The organism is Novipirellula herctigrandis, from assembly GCA_007859835.1.
Taxonomy (GTDB): Bacteria; Planctomycetota; Planctomycetia; order Pirellulales; family Pirellulaceae; genus Novipirellula_A; species Novipirellula_A herctigrandis.
In genome coordinates, this window is record SJPJ01000001.1 from 7,046,655 (window position 1) to 7,063,285 (window position 16,631).

Annotated in this window: 13 protein-coding genes; 1 reads left to right on the forward strand and 12 read right to left on the reverse strand. The window is 53.9% G+C overall.

Annotation, left to right across the window (positions count from 1 at the left end):
* Positions 1 to 256: 256 nt before the first annotated feature.
* From CA13_RS35675 to CA13_RS25750, 12 genes are all read right to left on the reverse strand, one after another.
* On the reverse strand, positions 257 to 487 hold the full coding sequence (locus CA13_RS35675) for a DUF6884 domain-containing protein (protein WP_419195157.1): 231 nt from the start codon (positions 485 to 487) through the stop codon (positions 257 to 259).
* Positions 393 to 917 (reverse strand): hypothetical protein, encoded by a 525-nt coding sequence (locus tag CA13_RS25700; protein WP_146401561.1) that lies wholly within the window; start codon positions 915 to 917, stop codon positions 393 to 395. The genes CA13_RS35675 and CA13_RS25700 overlap by 95 nt, the downstream gene beginning before the upstream one ends.
* A gap of 277 nt (positions 918 to 1,194) precedes the next feature.
* The gene (locus CA13_RS25705; RefSeq protein WP_146401563.1) at positions 1,195 to 1,539 is read right to left on the reverse strand and encodes a hypothetical protein; all 345 of its coding nucleotides are present in this window, start codon (positions 1,537 to 1,539) and stop codon (positions 1,195 to 1,197) included.
* A gap of 1,334 nt (positions 1,540 to 2,873) precedes the next feature.
* Positions 2,874 to 3,239, reverse strand: a complete 366-nt coding sequence (locus CA13_RS25710) for a hypothetical protein (protein ID WP_146401565.1) — start codon at positions 3,237 to 3,239, stop codon at positions 2,874 to 2,876.
* On the reverse strand, positions 3,236 to 3,553 hold the full coding sequence (locus CA13_RS25715; protein WP_146401567.1) for a hypothetical protein: 318 nt from the start codon (positions 3,551 to 3,553) through the stop codon (positions 3,236 to 3,238). Before CA13_RS25715 ends, CA13_RS25710 begins: the two co-directional genes overlap by 4 nt.
* Before the next feature lie 60 nt (positions 3,554 to 3,613).
* Positions 3,614 to 4,117 carry a hypothetical protein gene (locus tag CA13_RS25720; protein ID WP_146401569.1) on the reverse strand — a complete coding sequence of 168 codons (504 nt, stop codon included), beginning with the start codon at positions 4,115 to 4,117 and terminating at the stop codon, positions 3,614 to 3,616.
* Complete coding sequence (locus tag CA13_RS25725; protein ID WP_146401571.1) at positions 4,117 to 5,931, reverse strand: sulfatase-like hydrolase/transferase; 1,815 nt, start codon at positions 5,929 to 5,931, stop codon at positions 4,117 to 4,119. Before CA13_RS25725 ends, CA13_RS25720 begins: the two co-directional genes overlap by 1 nt.
* A 10-nt stretch (positions 5,932 to 5,941) precedes the next feature.
* Positions 5,942 to 7,570: a sulfatase-like hydrolase/transferase gene (locus CA13_RS25730; RefSeq protein WP_146401573.1), complete on the reverse strand. Its 1,629-nt coding sequence runs from the start codon at positions 7,568 to 7,570 to the stop codon at positions 5,942 to 5,944.
* Positions 7,571 to 7,666: 96 nt separating this feature from the next.
* Positions 7,667 to 9,064, reverse strand: a complete 1,398-nt coding sequence (locus tag CA13_RS25735) for a sulfatase-like hydrolase/transferase (protein ID WP_146401575.1) — start codon at positions 9,062 to 9,064, stop codon at positions 7,667 to 7,669.
* A gap of 6 nt (positions 9,065 to 9,070) precedes the next feature.
* Positions 9,071 to 11,533 (reverse strand): beta-galactosidase GalB, encoded by a 2,463-nt coding sequence (gene galB, locus CA13_RS25740; RefSeq protein WP_146401577.1) that lies wholly within the window; start codon positions 11,531 to 11,533, stop codon positions 9,071 to 9,073.
* Positions 11,534 to 11,630: 97 nt separating this feature from the next.
* On the reverse strand, positions 11,631 to 13,466 hold the full coding sequence (locus tag CA13_RS25745; protein WP_146401579.1) for a hypothetical protein: 1,836 nt from the start codon (positions 13,464 to 13,466) through the stop codon (positions 11,631 to 11,633).
* A gap of 1 nt (position 13,467) precedes the next feature.
* On the reverse strand, positions 13,468 to 15,288 hold the full coding sequence (locus CA13_RS25750; RefSeq protein WP_146401581.1) for a LamG domain-containing protein: 1,821 nt from the start codon (positions 15,286 to 15,288) through the stop codon (positions 13,468 to 13,470).
* Between the two features lie 542 nt (positions 15,289 to 15,830).
* Between CA13_RS25750 and CA13_RS25755 the strand changes: the two genes are divergently transcribed.
* A complete protein-coding gene (locus CA13_RS25755; protein WP_146401583.1) occupies positions 15,831 to 16,619 on the forward strand; it encodes a transposase in 789 nt (262 codons plus the stop codon).
* Positions 16,620 to 16,631: the final 12 nt, after the last annotated feature.

The window sequence follows — 16,631 nt, forward strand, 5'->3', positions numbered from 1 at the left end:
GCCTGCAAAAACTCGTTTGCGCACACGCGCGTTAAGAACAATCTCAGCTGAGCATTTACAGTAGATCGTGATTGTGCCTTGAACCAAGCAGGTCGATCGCCGATGCCAAGTCCACGAAGCGGATTTCCAAAACGGTGCTTGTCACGTCCCATCAAGATCCGATCGTAGAAACCGCGTAGATCGAGCTGGCTCGCCAGCAAGACACCCGCGTCTTATCAACAGCAAATTTGAATCCATCAGCGTTCCGATCGAATTTTCAGTACTCCAACCAACGCGAGTGAAACTGGCTTTCGATTTGCCGGGATCGCCATCGTTGCTCATCGCTCGGCAAGTCGGTTATCGCCAGATCGTACGGGTCAATGACCGTGTTCGGGTCAATGACCGTGTTCGGGTCAATGACAAGGTGTTTTGCCGACACAATGAAGTAGCCGTCTGCGTTTCGCTCGGCCAAAACGATTGATGCCTGAAGCAGCTGCCCCGGGTACAGTGCGCACGGCGGCGCAGCAAGGTTGGCTTTCTCTTTTCCGCAGCCGATCAGGGGCAATGGTTTGCTTGATATGAAAAGCGTGAAAGTCCGTCGTTACCGAAACGATGAACCCGTCGGATAACCTTCCACCAGCACGCTGGGCGTAATAGGAACGCTCAATACCCTCTGGGTGCGTGTTGCCTGGAGGCGTGAGTATCGATAGGTCTGGCATTTCGTCTGGGTAACCCATCAACGAAGCGAACAACTCCGGATCATTCTTTTGGCATATATCGATTATTCTCATCCAAGTGAGCCGCCATCGAACCAAATTCGGCGAATTCAAACCCAGCACCGCAACGGTGCGTCGAGCATCGTCTGTTAAACCCGAAAGTCGCCCGTCGAGATGCACACGAATGGACGGTTCCAATAGAACCTGCGTTGGGTCTGGCACCCGACGTTTTCCTTTGCGGAGATTCCAGGCATGGCACGAATACACCAAGTTGTCGTATTCCAGTCTCGCGTCCGGCGAATTGGCTACCGGCTCGAAATGATCGAGGTCGAATTCACCGAGCCGCTTCCCCCACTGCTCTCGAATTAAACAGTAGACGCAGCGAAACGAAAACTCGTCACGCAACCATGGCCGAAACGATTGAACGTCTGAATAGCCACTGGGGCCGTGTCGACGAACAAGCGGCCCACCAGGGTATGTAAACGCAAGTCACGTCACGCTACGCATCCGGCTGAGACAGCAGCCGCTTGTGGAGCTTGAGAGCTTCTTCCATCGGTGGTGATGCAATCTCGTCGAAATGCTGTTCCGCCATCTTTTGCAAGACTGCTAGTTCAGCACGTTCAGGCACACTGATCGTGCCCTCAATTTCGTGATCGATCAATTCACATCGGCGATCGTCTTTGGCCTGCGTCCACTGCACATCATCTCCATTCGCCCCGACTTCATCGGCCACAAACCGTGTCACGGCAAGTTGAATCAAATGCACAACGTCTTGACCGGTCTCGCTGGCGCGAGCGCTAAGGCAATGTTGAATGTCGGCGGGAAGATCGATTTCGTACTTCATGCCCCCGTTGTATCACAGGAAACAGCGAATACACCAGCGATAACTACGATATCCATGCACGCTGGAAGCGTGACCAGAGCGTTTTCCCTACAAAGAATGGGATTTTTTTGCTTTCCGAATCCGCCAACTAGCGGTCCTAGGGCAGGAGGCCCGTAATGTCGTACGCCCAGCATGGCCATGATCTTCTGGAATGGAAGTCCCGTGTACTTAGTTCCGGTTTCTTTATGGGAGCCATGATACCAAATGAATAGCTCGTAAAGAAAAGTACGAGCCGAGGGCAACTGCGGCGAGGTGACAGACCGTGGAGAGGAAGCCTGCAAAGAATCGTCGCGGGACATCTTCTCGCGGAATTCGAAGGGGTAAGGGGTCGTTTCCGGAGGCAACTAGTTACTGCACCTGAGCGAAGCGACATTGAAACGGTAGCCTTTAGGCTCGACCCTTAAGTAACCTCGTTCGATCACTCCATAGCGTGAGACAGGATTCTTGTCTGACGCTTTCTTTTTGGCTGCTCAGCTTGTGCTGCTTGTGGCGGTGAGCGCACGTTGCCGAGTGTGACTTGTGCACTGCTCACACTTTTCTTGTGTGCCGGCAGACACGGCAGACACGGCAGACACGGCGGTCGGCTTGGTTACCGGCAGTGACCTTGATTGACGCTGTATTTCCACTTTATTTTCTTGTGGAGTTAAGTAGGGCCGGTTCCTACTTAACTGCTCACGTCATGGCTGATTCCCTGTCCACGGGGTTGGACGAAACGGGTCAACGAAGCACTGTCCAAACGAGAATAGGACGCGGTTCGAGAGTGTGTTGTTCGTAACCGTCTTTTCGGCAGCGAAGAATGGACCGAGGAAACCTTTGACGAATTGACCATCGCGGTAGGAACGGCTGTTGCCAGCCGCCCCCCGGCACAGATCCGTACTTGAAGAATTACCTCATACGGCTCTCGCCTTGAGTCGATCGCGAAATCGTTGGTCTGGATAGGGGTGAATGATCTTCGGTGTCGGAAACACGCGGCGAACCAATCGCTGCATCCGAGACCACGAAGCAAACCGCTTCAACTCTACCTCGAGGAAGAAGCCAAAAAACTTCTGCCAATAAAACCGTTACGCCCCAATGCAACCAAGGGCCATATAGAGGTTACCTTCATCGCACCTCTGCCGGAGTCCAAAGTTGATGGCTCGTCGTTCTTTGTAAGAAACTTTCATTCTCTATCCAAAACCGGTTTCATCCCGGCGCACCCTTTCCCCTTTTGCCCCCCCAGATACAGGCCTGACCCCGAAAGGCTCGGCAGATCTCTCGTAGCAGATCGGGGGTAAGCGCAATTGCGTTATAGTCTATCACTCTGATGCAGCGGAAAACTTGGTCAGGTTTAACAGTGTCTTGTCAGCAACCGGGTCTTTCGCCAGATTTTCGACAAGCCGCAAAGCCGATAGGACAAACCGCCCCTCTCCCTGTTTCACAACGCCCAGGTCGGTTCCCCACCAGGCGGATTCAGGGCCAAGGTAATTCGGCTTGTTCCGTTTCAGCGGATAAAAGTCGTGGGTCACCGAACCCACGATGGGCTTGGTATCCAACCCAGTCAACGTTCTCTTGGCCCACACGTTTTCATAGGTCTGCCCCATCAGTCCGCCCGAAGGAAGTCCCGCGAAGATCGGATGTTCTTTAACCACATGCCCGTGATCCCATGTGACCAGAAGAGTCAACCTTCGGGATCGACCAGCCACCACTTCCAACGATACTTCTCCGTGCGAAAGTGGCCCGTCGCTTCGAGTTTCTTCCCCGCGGCCCAGCCTCCATATCGGTCCCAGTCGACCGGGCCGGGGTGGGCGTCCAGGTCCACGAGCTCCGCCTGATGCTGGGCGGCAATCGCTCCGGCCGATCGCGTCTTGCCCGGCCACGTCCCGTGCATGTATTGGCCGTACCGGTCGACGAACGGAAAGAACTCGGACCGTAGTTGCTGCTCACTCGGCGGCGCAAATCGATCGGTGGCGCGGATGTTATCGATCGAGAAACGCATCGACTGGTTCGGACGCGACTTGCTGATCTCGATCGTGTCGAGCCTGGTCAGGTCCGGCGCCTACCAATGTGCAAGCACTCCGCCGGGCAAACCTCGCATATCCTGAAAGAACTTCTGCATGTACTCCGGCGGCTCACGACGAAAGAACGTCAGAAGCATCGTATCGGTCTCGCCAGGTTCTAGGCAGACGACGCTTCGGGAAGCTGTTTTTTCTTGACCGACCGTAATTTGAGCTAGGACAGCGATTGGCTGCGAGTCTCGATTCGTCACGTCGATCGCTACGCCGCGATAGGATGACAGGTCCCAACCGGGTGAAGTAAGTCGAATGCGGGACGGCTTGCCCTTGCCGTGCAGCGTCACCTGCAGCGCGCGACCGGTCTCGCCTTGGACGAGTTCCGTATCGGCGTTCTGGTGGATAATGGACGTGGGATCGGATCCTTGATCGAAGTCGTAGAGGACATCGTCCGACCGAACCGTTCCCTGCGAGACGATCAGTACGGAAATCAACAGTAGAGCCGAAAGGAAAGAAGGTGCACGCAGGATTGGCTCAAAACAAATACACATTATCTCTTCCCCGCTTCAAGCTCTTCTCGCGTCATGATCCCATCGTTGTTTCCATCGAGCTCTTCAAAATATTCGCTAGGGACATCTTCTTCATAAGGCTTCCCTTTTCTCGCGGCCGACTTTTTGTGCCATGCCAGCCATTCGTCTTTAGTGACCTGTTTATTACGATTCGCATCCAGTGTATTAAACCAATCCCAGTTGTTGTTCTGGGCTTCCGGTGCTGCTTCAGCTGATACCGTTCTTATCTTTGTGGAATCAATCATCGCGAACATCTGCCTCTTCAACTCCTGTTTGACGGCGGCGAGTTCAGGCGAACCGGCCAGATTATTCCATTCACGTGGATCACTATCATGATCGTAGAGTTCCTCCACGCCATCGTTGTAGCGAATGTAACGCCAACGTTGGGTGCGGTAGGACCAATGCTGGTGATCCACTAGGTTCTTTCCTCCGCCTTTGTGCTTCTCACCAAAGTAAATCATGGAAAGCGCGCCTTCAGGGCCGTCCCATTCGCCGGTCTGCGGATTTTCCAGGAAAGGTCGCACGCTGTGACCGTCAAGCGGAGCGCCGCTTCCATTCTTTCGCGTTTCCGAGGGAAGTCCGCAAAGATCCACAAGGGTCGGATAGAGGTCAATCAAAGACACTGGATGCTCTGCAACAGTGCCAGGTTTTGCCACGCCCGGAGCGCGTACCACAAATGGAATGCGACAGCTTTCCTCCCACGGCGAGTTCTTGAATAGGTAGTCCTTCTGCCCCATCTGCCATCCGTGGTCGGAGGTCACAACGACAATGGTGTTGTCCTTCAGCGGGCTGTTGTCGATGGCGTCGACTACTGTGCCGATGCATTCATCAACCGCCGTAACGCATGCCAGATAAGCCTGCGTGAACACCTTAAGAGCCTTCTCCTCGTCGCCGTTATACGTTTCAACAAGCGTACGGTAGTAGCGCAGTCCCTTGTGGCTCGGATCGAAGACTTCGCGATAATGGGTGTCGTCCGCATCGCCGGGCTTGATCGTCGGCAGTTCGAGTTCATCCAACGGATACATCTCGAAATATTTTTGTGAAACGTGCAACGGTGTATGAGGACGGATAAAACCAACGCCAAGGAAAAATGGCTGCCCGGCTTTCTTCTTTGCAAATCCCTCGATCATTTCCGCCGCCCAAGCAGCATTGCGTTCATCCGGGGTCGGATCGGTTTCAGGATTGAAAGGCGTGAGCTTGCTCCAGTCGCCATAGATCCAACCCGACTCGGAATTGCCGTCGTCGGCATAGGGCACATCCTCCAGTGCGCCCCAAGATCCATCGACAGCACCGATGTCCCCATAAGGTTTAGGCACGGAAGGATGCGCCACGCGGTTTTCACCGTCGTAGACCTGCGGCCCATAGTCGGCTTTGTATTTGAACGTGCTCCACTCATCGGGTTTACCGTGATGCATCAGCTTGCCGGAACCGGCCACGAAATACCCGTTCTGCTTGAAATGATCCATCAGACTTCGCGAATTCTTCAGCACCGGGTTCTGAAACCACTTGCTCCAGAAAAGGTTGCCGGACGTATGGCCGTAGATGCCCGTCAGGAAACTCGATCGTGACGGTGCACAGACCGGGTGGTTCGAATAGGCACGTCGGAAGGCTACACCCGACAATGCCAGGCGATCCATGTGAGGCGTGATCGCCTGCGGATGCCCTGCTCCGCCGGGAATGCCGGTGATATAGTCATTGAGATCATCGCAGACGATCAGCACAACATTGGGCTGGGTTTTGGCAAAGGCACTTGAAGCCCCCACTGCGATTACCAAAATGATCAGTATTCGTGTCATCTATTGTTTCCTATTTCTTTTCGCGCGTTTCCAATTCATCACGCGTGATAATTTCGTCGCTGTTTCCATCGAGCTGTGCAAAATACTTTCTAGTAACCTCTTCTCGATAAAGCTCCCCTTTTCTCGCTGCGGACCCTTTGTGCCATGACAGCCATTCATCCTTGGTAACTTCGCCATCCTTGTTTTTATCAAGTGATTTAAACCAGTCCCACTCGCTCGCCCCTTTCTCCTTGGCGGCTCTCTGCCTCTTGAGCTTCGCCTGCCACTCGGGCGTATGTATCAGGCCGAGGAAGCGCGGTTCGATCAGCTCGGAATCCCACTGCCTGCGAAGCTTCTCCAACTGCTGAATTTTCTCAGGATGCAGGCTGGCAATGTTGTTCTGCTCGCCAATGTCCTCTTCCAGGTTATAGAGCTGCGGATTGTCCCCGCGCCACTCGGAGTGCAGCTTGTAATCGCCGCGGCGCACCGTGTATTTTTGGCTGTCAAATTTTCGCAGGTAAATCGCTTCGTGCGGCGCATCGTTGTTCTGGCCCGTCAAATATGGAATCAGGTTAACTCCATCGAGAGGCCGCCTTGGATCAACCGGTGCGCCAGCAAGATCCACGATTGTGCCCATGATATCGAGCGAACTAACGGGAAGATCGTAGACTGCACCGGAGGGAAGCGTACCTTTCCACTGCACGGCAAACGGGACACGGAAACCGCCCTCCCAGGAATCGCCCTTTCCACCTCGCAAATGCCCGTTATCTGAACCATTCTTTGACTCAGGCCCGCCGTTGTCGGATAGGAAAAACACAAGGGTCTCTTCGGTCAGGTTCAATTCATCCAGTTTGCTGAGCAACTGGCCGACACCATCATCGACACAGCTCACCATGGCAGCATAAGTCTGTCGCTTGCCTTCAAGTTTTGGGAAACGGGATAGGTATTTTTCCGTCGCCTGTAATGGGCCGTGCGGCGCGTTGTAGGAGAGGAACAGGAAGAACGGATCGTTCTTGTGAACTTCAACGAATTCCACCGCTGCATCCGAAAACTCTTCGGTCAGATATTTGCGTGGTGGCACAGCCTCGTGGTTACGCATGATCCAGGTGCGGTAACTCTCACTCTCGTTCGTCGCGACATAGCTATCCTTGATCTTGAGTTCTTCGGGAAAATACTGGTGTCCTCCGCCAAGATGACCGTAGAAAAAGTCGAAGCCGCGGTTAAGCGGATGGTTGCTCGGATGTGCACCCTGATGCCATTTACCGACGACACCCGATTTATAACCGACCTGCTTTAGTACCTCACCGAATGTCTTTTCCTCCTTGGGCAGCCCCATGTTTGGATCTTGAGTTCGATACTGCGGATTTCGCTCAAAACCAAAACGCTGACCATATCTTCCCGTGATGAAACCCGCGCGGCTCGGTCCGCAGACGGAATAGGCCGTATAGCCGCTGGTGCATCGCACTCCGCTCTCTGCAATGCGGTCAATGTTCGGCGTCGGGATGTCCCGGCACCCGTTAAAGCCCACATCCGCATAGCCCAGGTCGTCGCACATGATCACGACCAGATTAGGCTTGTCGGGCAGATTAGGCTTCTCGGCGCCGAAAACCGGCATAGCTCCGATCGTGAGCCATGCGCAAACAAATCCAAACTTTCTCATGTGCATTCGGCATCCACACTTACCTGATATTGGCTTAATCATATTTTTAATCCCTTGGGGGTTAGAAGACGCTGGCGATGGGAGCAAGTCTGACATCTAGAAAGAGGCCGGCGGTGGTTTGCGATACTCGTCGTAGAGACGCTGCCACAGCGCTCCTTCTTGGCGGCGAAGTTGAAAGAGAGGACGTTCCAATCCAAGCTCCCAATCGTGCAGCTTCTTGAACATCGTTCGCACACGTTCGGGGTGCGATTGGGCAAGGTTGCGCTGTTCTGCCGGATCTTCCGCGAGATTGAAAAGTTCGGCAGGTCGGTCGGGAGATCGGAGTAGTTTCCAATCCCCATCGCGGATCGTGCCACGTAGTTCCATCTTCCAATAGAGCGTCTGGTGTGGCATTCCCGATTTGCTTCCCGACAAGTACGGCTCCAAGTCCACGCCGTCCAGGTCATCAAGCGTCGATGTGTCTCCCTGGGCCGCTGCAAAGAACGTCGGCAGCAAATCCAGCGAGCTTGCCGGCGGCTCGTAGGTGGTCCCCGCCTTGAATCTAGCCGGCCATGAGACGATGCACGGTACGCGAATTCCACCTTCCAAATGTGTCGCCTTCACGCCGCTCAAGGGATAGTTGCTGGAACGATTGCCAAACGTAGGGCCGCCGTTGTCGTTGGTGAACACGACCAGCGTGTTTTCACGCAGCCCCAGCGTTTCCAACTTATCGAGGATGCGGCCGCAGGCCCGGTCGAGGGACAGTGCCATCTGTGCCACTTGCTGGCGTCTTCCTTGCAACTCGGGAAAGGCATCCTTGTCCGCGGGATCCGTATGCATGGGCGAGTGCACCGCATTGAACGACACGTACGCGAAGAAGGGTTGGTCTCGATTGCGCTGGATGAAAGCGCAAGCCTCGTCTGCCAGCACATTGGTCAGATAGCCTTCATGCTCCTGGAAATGGCCGAAGCCTCGCTCCAATTGATGCCCTCGGCTGGGCGCTTCGCCGGGTGCGTAGGCGAAATAGCTGCGTGCGCCGCCTCGAAAGCCAACAAATTCATCGAAGCCCCGCTTCGTGGGGTGATAGCGGGCGGCGACGCCCAAGTGCCATTTGCCGAAGATCGCCGTGCGGTAGCCGAGTTTTTTCAAGTGGTCGCCCATGGTGGACAAGTGCAGGGGCAAGCCCATCTCTTCGCCGAGGGCGCCACTTGCGCTCATGATCCCCGGCACATTGTTTTCCTCGAAGCCGAAGCGTTGCTGGTACTGCCCCGTCAGCATCCCGGCGCGTGATGGCCCGCATACACTCGCGCTCATGTAGAACTGCTTAAGCACCACACCTGATGCCGCCAACTGATCCAAGTGCGGCGTCTTGAAGTGGCGGCTGCCTTGGAAGCCGAAATCGTTGTACCCCGCGTCATCCGCATACAGCAGTACGATGTTGGGTTGTCTTTCGGCCGCTGCGTGTGAACAGACGGCGCAGAGGCCTAATAATGTTATCCACAAAGTGTTCTTCATTTTAAGTTACTCCTTGCTCTCGATCTGGAGGCGGGCCTTACCCAGGCCATCCGACGTTGCCGACAGACGGATTTCGCCGGATTCGCCCGCGCGGGAACGGACGATGACGAGACAGAGGCCGTTGAACGCCTTGCGTTTGCTCGCTTGAAAGGATTCGTGACTGGTTGGATCGCCGCTGCCGACCGCGAGAATTTCGCCCGGCCCCTCGAGTTCGAATTGCACTTCATTATTGGAACGCGGGACGAGCAGCCCCTGGGCGTCGGAAATTTGGACCGTGATGAAGGAGAGATCCCGTCCATCGGAATCGATCAGCGAACGGTCGGCGCGAAGGTCGATCTTCGCCGGGGCGCCGGTCGTCTTCATGGTATCCTCGGCCCAACGTGCTGCGTCCTTGTAGGCGACGACCTTCAATTCGCCGGGCTGATAGACCACGTCATCCCAACGGAGGCGATATTCGAGATCGCCCTTCTTCTTCCGACCGAGAGATCTTCCGTTCAAAAACAGTTCCGCTTCGTCGCCGGAGGTGTAGACGTGCACCGGCGTGACCTTCCCGATGCGTTCCGGCCAGTTCCAGTGAGGCAGGATGTGCGCCATCGGCAGATCCGGACGCCAGCGTGCTTTGTAGATGTAGAACCGGTCTTTTTTGAAACCGCACAGGTCCAGGATGCCGAAGTAGGAGCTGCGCGGCGGGATCTTACTGCCCAGGCGTTCCAACTCTTTCTCCATGCGCTGGCGCTCTTCCGGGTCGGCAAAGTTGAGCAGGTTGGTGCTGTCCTTGTTGTACGGAGTTGGCTCACCAATGTAATCGAAGCCGGTCCATACGAACTCACCAATAACGTAGGGGCACCTGTCTTGCGCCTCGAACTCGATGTCCGGATTGTTGGCCCACGGCGGCGCGGTCAGGTCGTACGAACTCACTTGGAAGTACCCGCCCTGCCCCATGTGTTTTTCATCGGAGACAGGAAAGAAGTACTCGCCGCGTGAACTGACGGTCGATGCGGTTTCGCTGCCGTATAGTGGTTGCTCCGGATTGTTCTTTTGAAAACTCTCGTACAGATGCGGCTTGTAGTTATATCCGAACACATCCACGGTCTTTTGAAAGCCGTTTTTTCCCGAGTTCTGGTTATTGCAGCCAACCGTGGTTGGTCGCGTCGGATCAATGGAGCGAACAAGGTCGCTAAGCATCTGTGAAACCGCGTGACCTTCCGGCTTGTTTTGCTCGCGCACTTCGTTGCCCGTGCTCCACATGACGACGGACGGCTGATTGCGATCACGGCGGATCATCGCTTCGATATCCCGCTTGTGCCATTCGGGAAAGAGCGAGGAGTAGTCGTTTTCCGTTTTGCCAGCCTTCCAACAATCGAACGATTCAACCTGCACGAGCATCCCCATCCGACTGCAGAGGTCGACGTATTCCGGGGCGGGAGGATTGTGCGCCGTGCGGATGGCATTGCAGCCCATCTCTTTGAGCAGTTCGATCTGACGCTCGGCGGCGCGCGTATTGAACGCAGCGCCCAGCGGCCCGAGGTCGTGATGCATGCAGACGCCGTTCATCTTGACAGCGCGGCCATTGAGCAGAAAGCCGCGATCCGCAGTAAACTCGATCGTGCGAATGCCGAAATCGTTTTCTACAACATCGACGACGTTGCCTTCCTCGAGAACGGTCGTTCTCAGTGTATACAGATGGGGCGACTCGATATCCCAGAGCCTGGGCGACGGAACGAGCAGCGTGCAGTCTTCACCCTCGCCGCGAGTCACGACATCGCCCGAACCTGACGGACGTATTTCGTGGCGCACTGTGGTCGCGGCGGTCGCCCCTTCCAACTCGACCTGGGCTCGCACGTTCCCAAGATCTTCCCGCACCTCCGGCGTGGTGATGCACACGCCCCAGTGAGCAACGTGCACGGGAGCCGTCTTGACCAGCCAGACGTTGCGATAGATGCCGCCGCCCGGATACCATCGCGATGACTCGCCTGGGTTGTCGAGTCGCACGGCGATCGTGTTTTCTTCCCCAAACCGGATATGCTCGGTCAGTTCGATGCGGAAGGACGCGTACCCATAGGGCCACTGCCCTGCGTACTGGCCATTGATATAGACCTGAGCCCGACTCATCGCGCCGTCGATGTCGATGAAGATCCTCTTGCCTCGATCGGACATGGGGACCGTGAAAGTCTTGCGGTACCAACCAATGCCTTCATAGGGCAGCTTGCCCGTGCGATTCGGCAGATCGTCGCGAAAAGGTCCCTCGATCGCCCAGTCGTGAGGCAAGTACAACGGACGCCAATCACTGTCGTCGAGCGTACCGTTCTCCAAGCCCTCGGGTTCGGCTCGGGTTGTGCCGTCAGGCATCGCGCCGAAGCGGGCGAATCGCCACCCGGAATTTAAGGACTCTCGCGAACGAGCTTCCAAACGGACCGAGTCTGTACACAGCAAGGTCAATAGGACACAGAAAACGAGAACGCGTTGCATCAATAATTTCCTTTCCTGAATTTGGTATCCGCATGCAACCCCTTGGGTTGCCTTCAGAGGGTAACCAACACGATGGGGACACCCACGCAAATGACATCTATTTATAAAATCTTCTAAACTCGTAGAGTTTATTCCCAACCCGACGAGCTGCCTCAACGGTCTCAGCGTAAGGAGTATCCGTTATATCCAGAAACCCAATCTGACTGTTTTCCCCATCCTGGCGACCGGTGATGGCCTGCCCGCGGAACTGGAACCAGTGTGTGCCAACGATGTGAGGATGCTTTAGAGCCTCTGTCAGGTAGTGCTCATAGGCATAAGCACGCTGCCGTTGATTTGAAACGCCCCGTAAGCCAGTATAAAACATGCCCCGATCCAGTGCACCGAAGTGGAACTCGCCAATAAGGATAGGCAGATCAGCACCTTCCACCATTTGGAGGTCAGCCGGTGAAAAGCGATAGCGGTTAATGCTGAGCACATCGCAGTATTTTGCTGCTGACTTTACGACGCTCTTCCTTGCACCTCCATACGGCTCGCTATGCCCATGCAGACGACTGCCCAGGTATAGCTTGCTGGGAGCAGCACGCCGGACCTCTTCGCTGACAATTTTGTAATAGAGTTCGCTATCCAAGCCTTTCCAATTGATTTCGTTATCGACGAAGTAACCGATGCACCATGGGTCCTCCGTGGTCCTTCCCTTTTCCCGCTCAAGACGCTCACGAACAACAGACCGGAATGTCTCTGGGTCCTGCAGCAATTGCTTCAACTGTTCTTGATTCCCGTAATGGACAGCCACGGTATAGGGCGTTTTCTTCATCTGGTAAGTCTCAGCATCGGACCAGTTACCAATGGTATTCATACCCCAGCTTTTCAGCCTTGTATGAGACAAGTTTTTAACGGTCTTCTTCCAGTTCGTCCCATATTTCATTTCAAGATTTACTTTAAGAAAACTCACCGTTTTAGATTTTGTCCAGGCTGCCGGAATCTTTTCAAAGTAATGCTCACGGTCCTTGGCTGATGTGGCGTCCTTCTCATGAACCCCTGTGATGCCATGAGACCAGAATAGACACCCCTCGGGATCCACCAGCCACCACTTGCCTTCGTGCTTCTCGGTCCTGAAATGACCGGTCGCATTCAGTTTGGGGCCCTGCTTCCAGCCACCATACTTGCCGAAACTTTTGGGGCCAGGATTAGCCGCCAGATCCTTTTTTTCTTTTTCCAACCGAAGCGTTAATTCTTTTTCAGAAGACACTTTTCCCGGCCAGTCTTCATGCTTGAATTGCCCGAAGGTATCGACAAAAGGAAAATAGTTCTCAACACCGGGCGCAGGAATCGTGCCATATTCTCCCACCGCACGAATTTTGCTGACGGAGACAGATTGACCAACGGAAGCACCATCCAGATCACGAATACACACGGCTTTAACACTGGCAGGGTCAATGCCTTGATAATGAGAAAGGTATCCCCCTGGGGTTCCATGCATTCCTGTAAATAGATTCGCGTTGGGGTTTTTCTGATTCCATCTGTTTCTGAGAATATGCAGCACCATGGTGTCAGATTCTCCTGGTGGCAGGTGTAAGAATCCCCGGCTTGGATATTGACCGTCCAGGTCCGCTACAATCGTCACCGCTTTCTTTCCGATGTTTTGGACATCGATCGCCACGGCAACAAAGGAGCTGAGGTCTTGGTTAAACGGAACCTTTACCCCGGATCCAGTTTCCAAGAATTGCACCTGAAGACCTTGATCAATCGATGCTCTCGCGTTTACCGGCTCGATCGCGATCTGCTTATTAGCAAGGTCTACCAGATCGACACTGGCCTGCCCTACGGCCACCAGCGTCGGCGAATGTTGACTCTGTGTTTCCGCAACTGCACTGGCCAGTGTAAAGACGGCTGCGCACAAGATAACCAAAAGATTAACAGCAAAATGGTTCATGTTATTCATTCTCTTGTAACGACCATACCGAGACATCATCAATCAACCCGATGAAGTTGCTCACGGGCAGTTTTGTCATGATGCGGTGACCGTAACTCCGGCCTCCCACATTGAGACGGAAGGACTTCAAGACATTAACCGGTTCATCTTGACCTTGTAACGCGACCTCGACCCTCTGGCCATCGACCTCAATGATCACTTCGGAGAGCATACAACCATGGTGTGGCATGCGAACTTGAACCGAGTGCCACTGGCCATCGTTGAGCTTTTCTGGTTGGGCGATAAGAAACTGCTTATCGGATATGGCGACCACGGGAATGCCGTTATCCAGATAGAGGTTCAAAAAGTTCTTGCTCGCTTTGCTCCATATGCTGGCCGTGTTGATCAGAATTTGATTTTCTTCTGATTGAGTATTGAAGGACAATTCATAAGCTACCGCCAACCCACCCTGCATAGGCCCCATGCCAAATACGCCCATGCGAGAATCATCCGTAAACTTTCCTGCCATGCCATTCTTGCCGGGAACCAGTTCAACATTGTAGTGAAGGGCATCATACTGAGGGCCAAACGTTCCGCAATTAGCGAACGATCGCGTGCAATAAGCACCATCTAAGGCCCGGTGCTTTTCTGCTTCCCCAAGTCCCAGAATCGTCCTCTGTTTAAGGTCGAAATTTTCTTCAAAATTAAAATGCAAGAGTCGCGATGTAGTGTCAAAAAGTGCCAATCCACCTTCTGCATGAAAGGTTGTTTCTGATTCTGATTTATCGATGATCAACTTGCCTGTTTCCCGGTAGCTCCCTTTAGGTAAACTTTCACCGGAATGAGCGTAGAGTGTCATTTCAATCTTATCATCGCTGATATCGACGGTCTGAAAATTGGAAAAGCTGTTTCCTCGTGTGACAACCTGAAGCAACGATGACTCCGGGTCTTTTGTCACGGTATTCGCATGCACTTCACCGGCAAGGTACATGTCGACATCATGCTTTCTCAATACCTTCCAAAAATCGCACTCTGCATCATCATCAAAAACCATTCCGCTGCTGTTGACTTTACGGACGGGATAGAGCACAGGGAGGTGAGACTGCACGATAATATGTTTGATAGCCGCATCTTTTCGTGCCTCGCTCAACACCGATTCAAGCCACTCAAGATGCTTTCCCTCAACCGCTCCGGTAACGCTGCCCTCTTCTCCAATGGTCTTTGTGTAATGCTCTTGGTGAAAAGCATCTATCGTCACAAACAGGACGTTTTTGTGGACACAGGCAAAAGAGGTGTCTTCATAGATTGTGCCAAGTGGACGCGCATCTGCCGCTCCGATTCTTCCTGAGTATCTAAAAACCTTGCCGTCTTGTGAATAGTTAAAGGCACGGGCAAAAGACTCTCTGAACTGTGGCTGACATCTCGCAACATCTGAACCCGCCGGCCATGGATTATCCCCTAACTCATGATCGCCAACCGCCATCAATAGCGTTGAGTAACCACCTTGTGCAAAGGTGTCGATCATTCCCTCATAACAGAGTTTGCCGGCCCGCAGGATGACGTCTTCCGGTTTAGAACCCGGACTGAACTTCTGAATAAAATCAGGTGTGTCCCAATGCCCACTATTGCTGTCCCCAGGCAATGTCATCAGCTCCCCGCCATACTCGTTTTTTATCCGCTTAATCGTTTGAATTTCTTTCTGAACAGCTTCGTCATACCAACTCGCATCACGCATGACGAACTTTTCGGCTGAATGCCAGTCTGCCAGATTGATGAAACGCCAGGGCTCTTCCGCCTGAACGGACAGGGTTGTCGTTAACAAAAAAATAAGAAACGTTCTCATGGTGTGTTCTCCAACATCCGCTTGACTTTGAGTTTCACAATAAATGTCCAATTACTAATCCTGCTATCCCTCTCATATCATTCTCCAGAAGTGGCACGCTGCTTGCAGATTCGAAATCATGTAGGTTCAAGGATTCCATCCGGCTTGCCCGGATGGTGAATCAAATTTCTGAGCTAACAGTATATGCCTTCTCAACCCTCCTCCCTTTCCCTTTCGCCCGCCGGAGGCGGGCGAAAGGGAAAGGTGGGAAAGTAGTGCTTGTCGCCGTGTTAGCTTGTCAATCTCGTTCCCCACTGGGACAAGCCCAGTGGGGACGTCGTACTCATGTAGCTTTTCAGTCTTGCTTTCACCGGAGCAAGCCCGGTGCAGAGCAGCTTTTCCGAGCGTGAAAGCCTCCACCGGGCTTGTCCCGGTGGAGAATAGACTGACTGGGCTACAAGAGCTCCAGTGAATACCGATAATGTACTTTCCCTGCCCCCCACTGGCCTTGTGCCAGTGGACAAAGGACTCAAACACCAGCTAGGCAGCTTTTCTTCACTCCCATGTCTCTGAAACCGATCTACACACCCGAGCTCTGTCGTGCAGCATATCAGCTTCGTTGGTCGTTGGCATTGTTTCCGGGGCAGGCTCTTCCGCCAGCAGACGTGTGGATTGATCGGCTGAACGAAGCTGCCAAGCCGGACCACATTCGAGTCCTCGAACATGCGCGGCAAACCAACGGCACGGAACTTATTCTGGTGAGCACCACACCATCGGTAGCGCCGCCGGATATCGTTCGAGTGGTGAAAGGGCGACTGCAACACTTGCTCACAATCGATCATCCCGTTCGGTGGCAGCGGAACTTTCGGCTGACGAGTGTTGGCGACTCGACTGTCAATACGGTTGAGAACTACGTCGCCGATCAACTCTCGCATCATCCGTTGGCTGATCCGCACACGACGGCTTCGCTCGAGGAGTTTCAGCTGAGCTTCGATGTCGATGTGACCAAGGTCGTCAACAGTGCTCATGGGCAGTACGCGTTGGCTCTGCATATCGTGCTGGTTCATGCTGAACGCTGGCGCACCGCAGAGCCGACCTTTCTTCGCACAACTCGAGATGCGATTCTCAACGCGGCACACAAGAAAGGGCATCGAGTGTCTCGGCTCGCGCTGTTGCCGGATCATGTGCATTTCACTCTGGCGATCGACTACCTCAGTTCGCCGGAAACGATTGCTTTGTCGTATATGAATAATGTCGCGTTTCGCCATGGAATGCTGCGGATATGGATGGATAGTTTCTATGCTGGAACAATCGGTCGGTACGACATGGATGCGGTGAGACGCAGGTTGTAGTCGTTTGTCTTT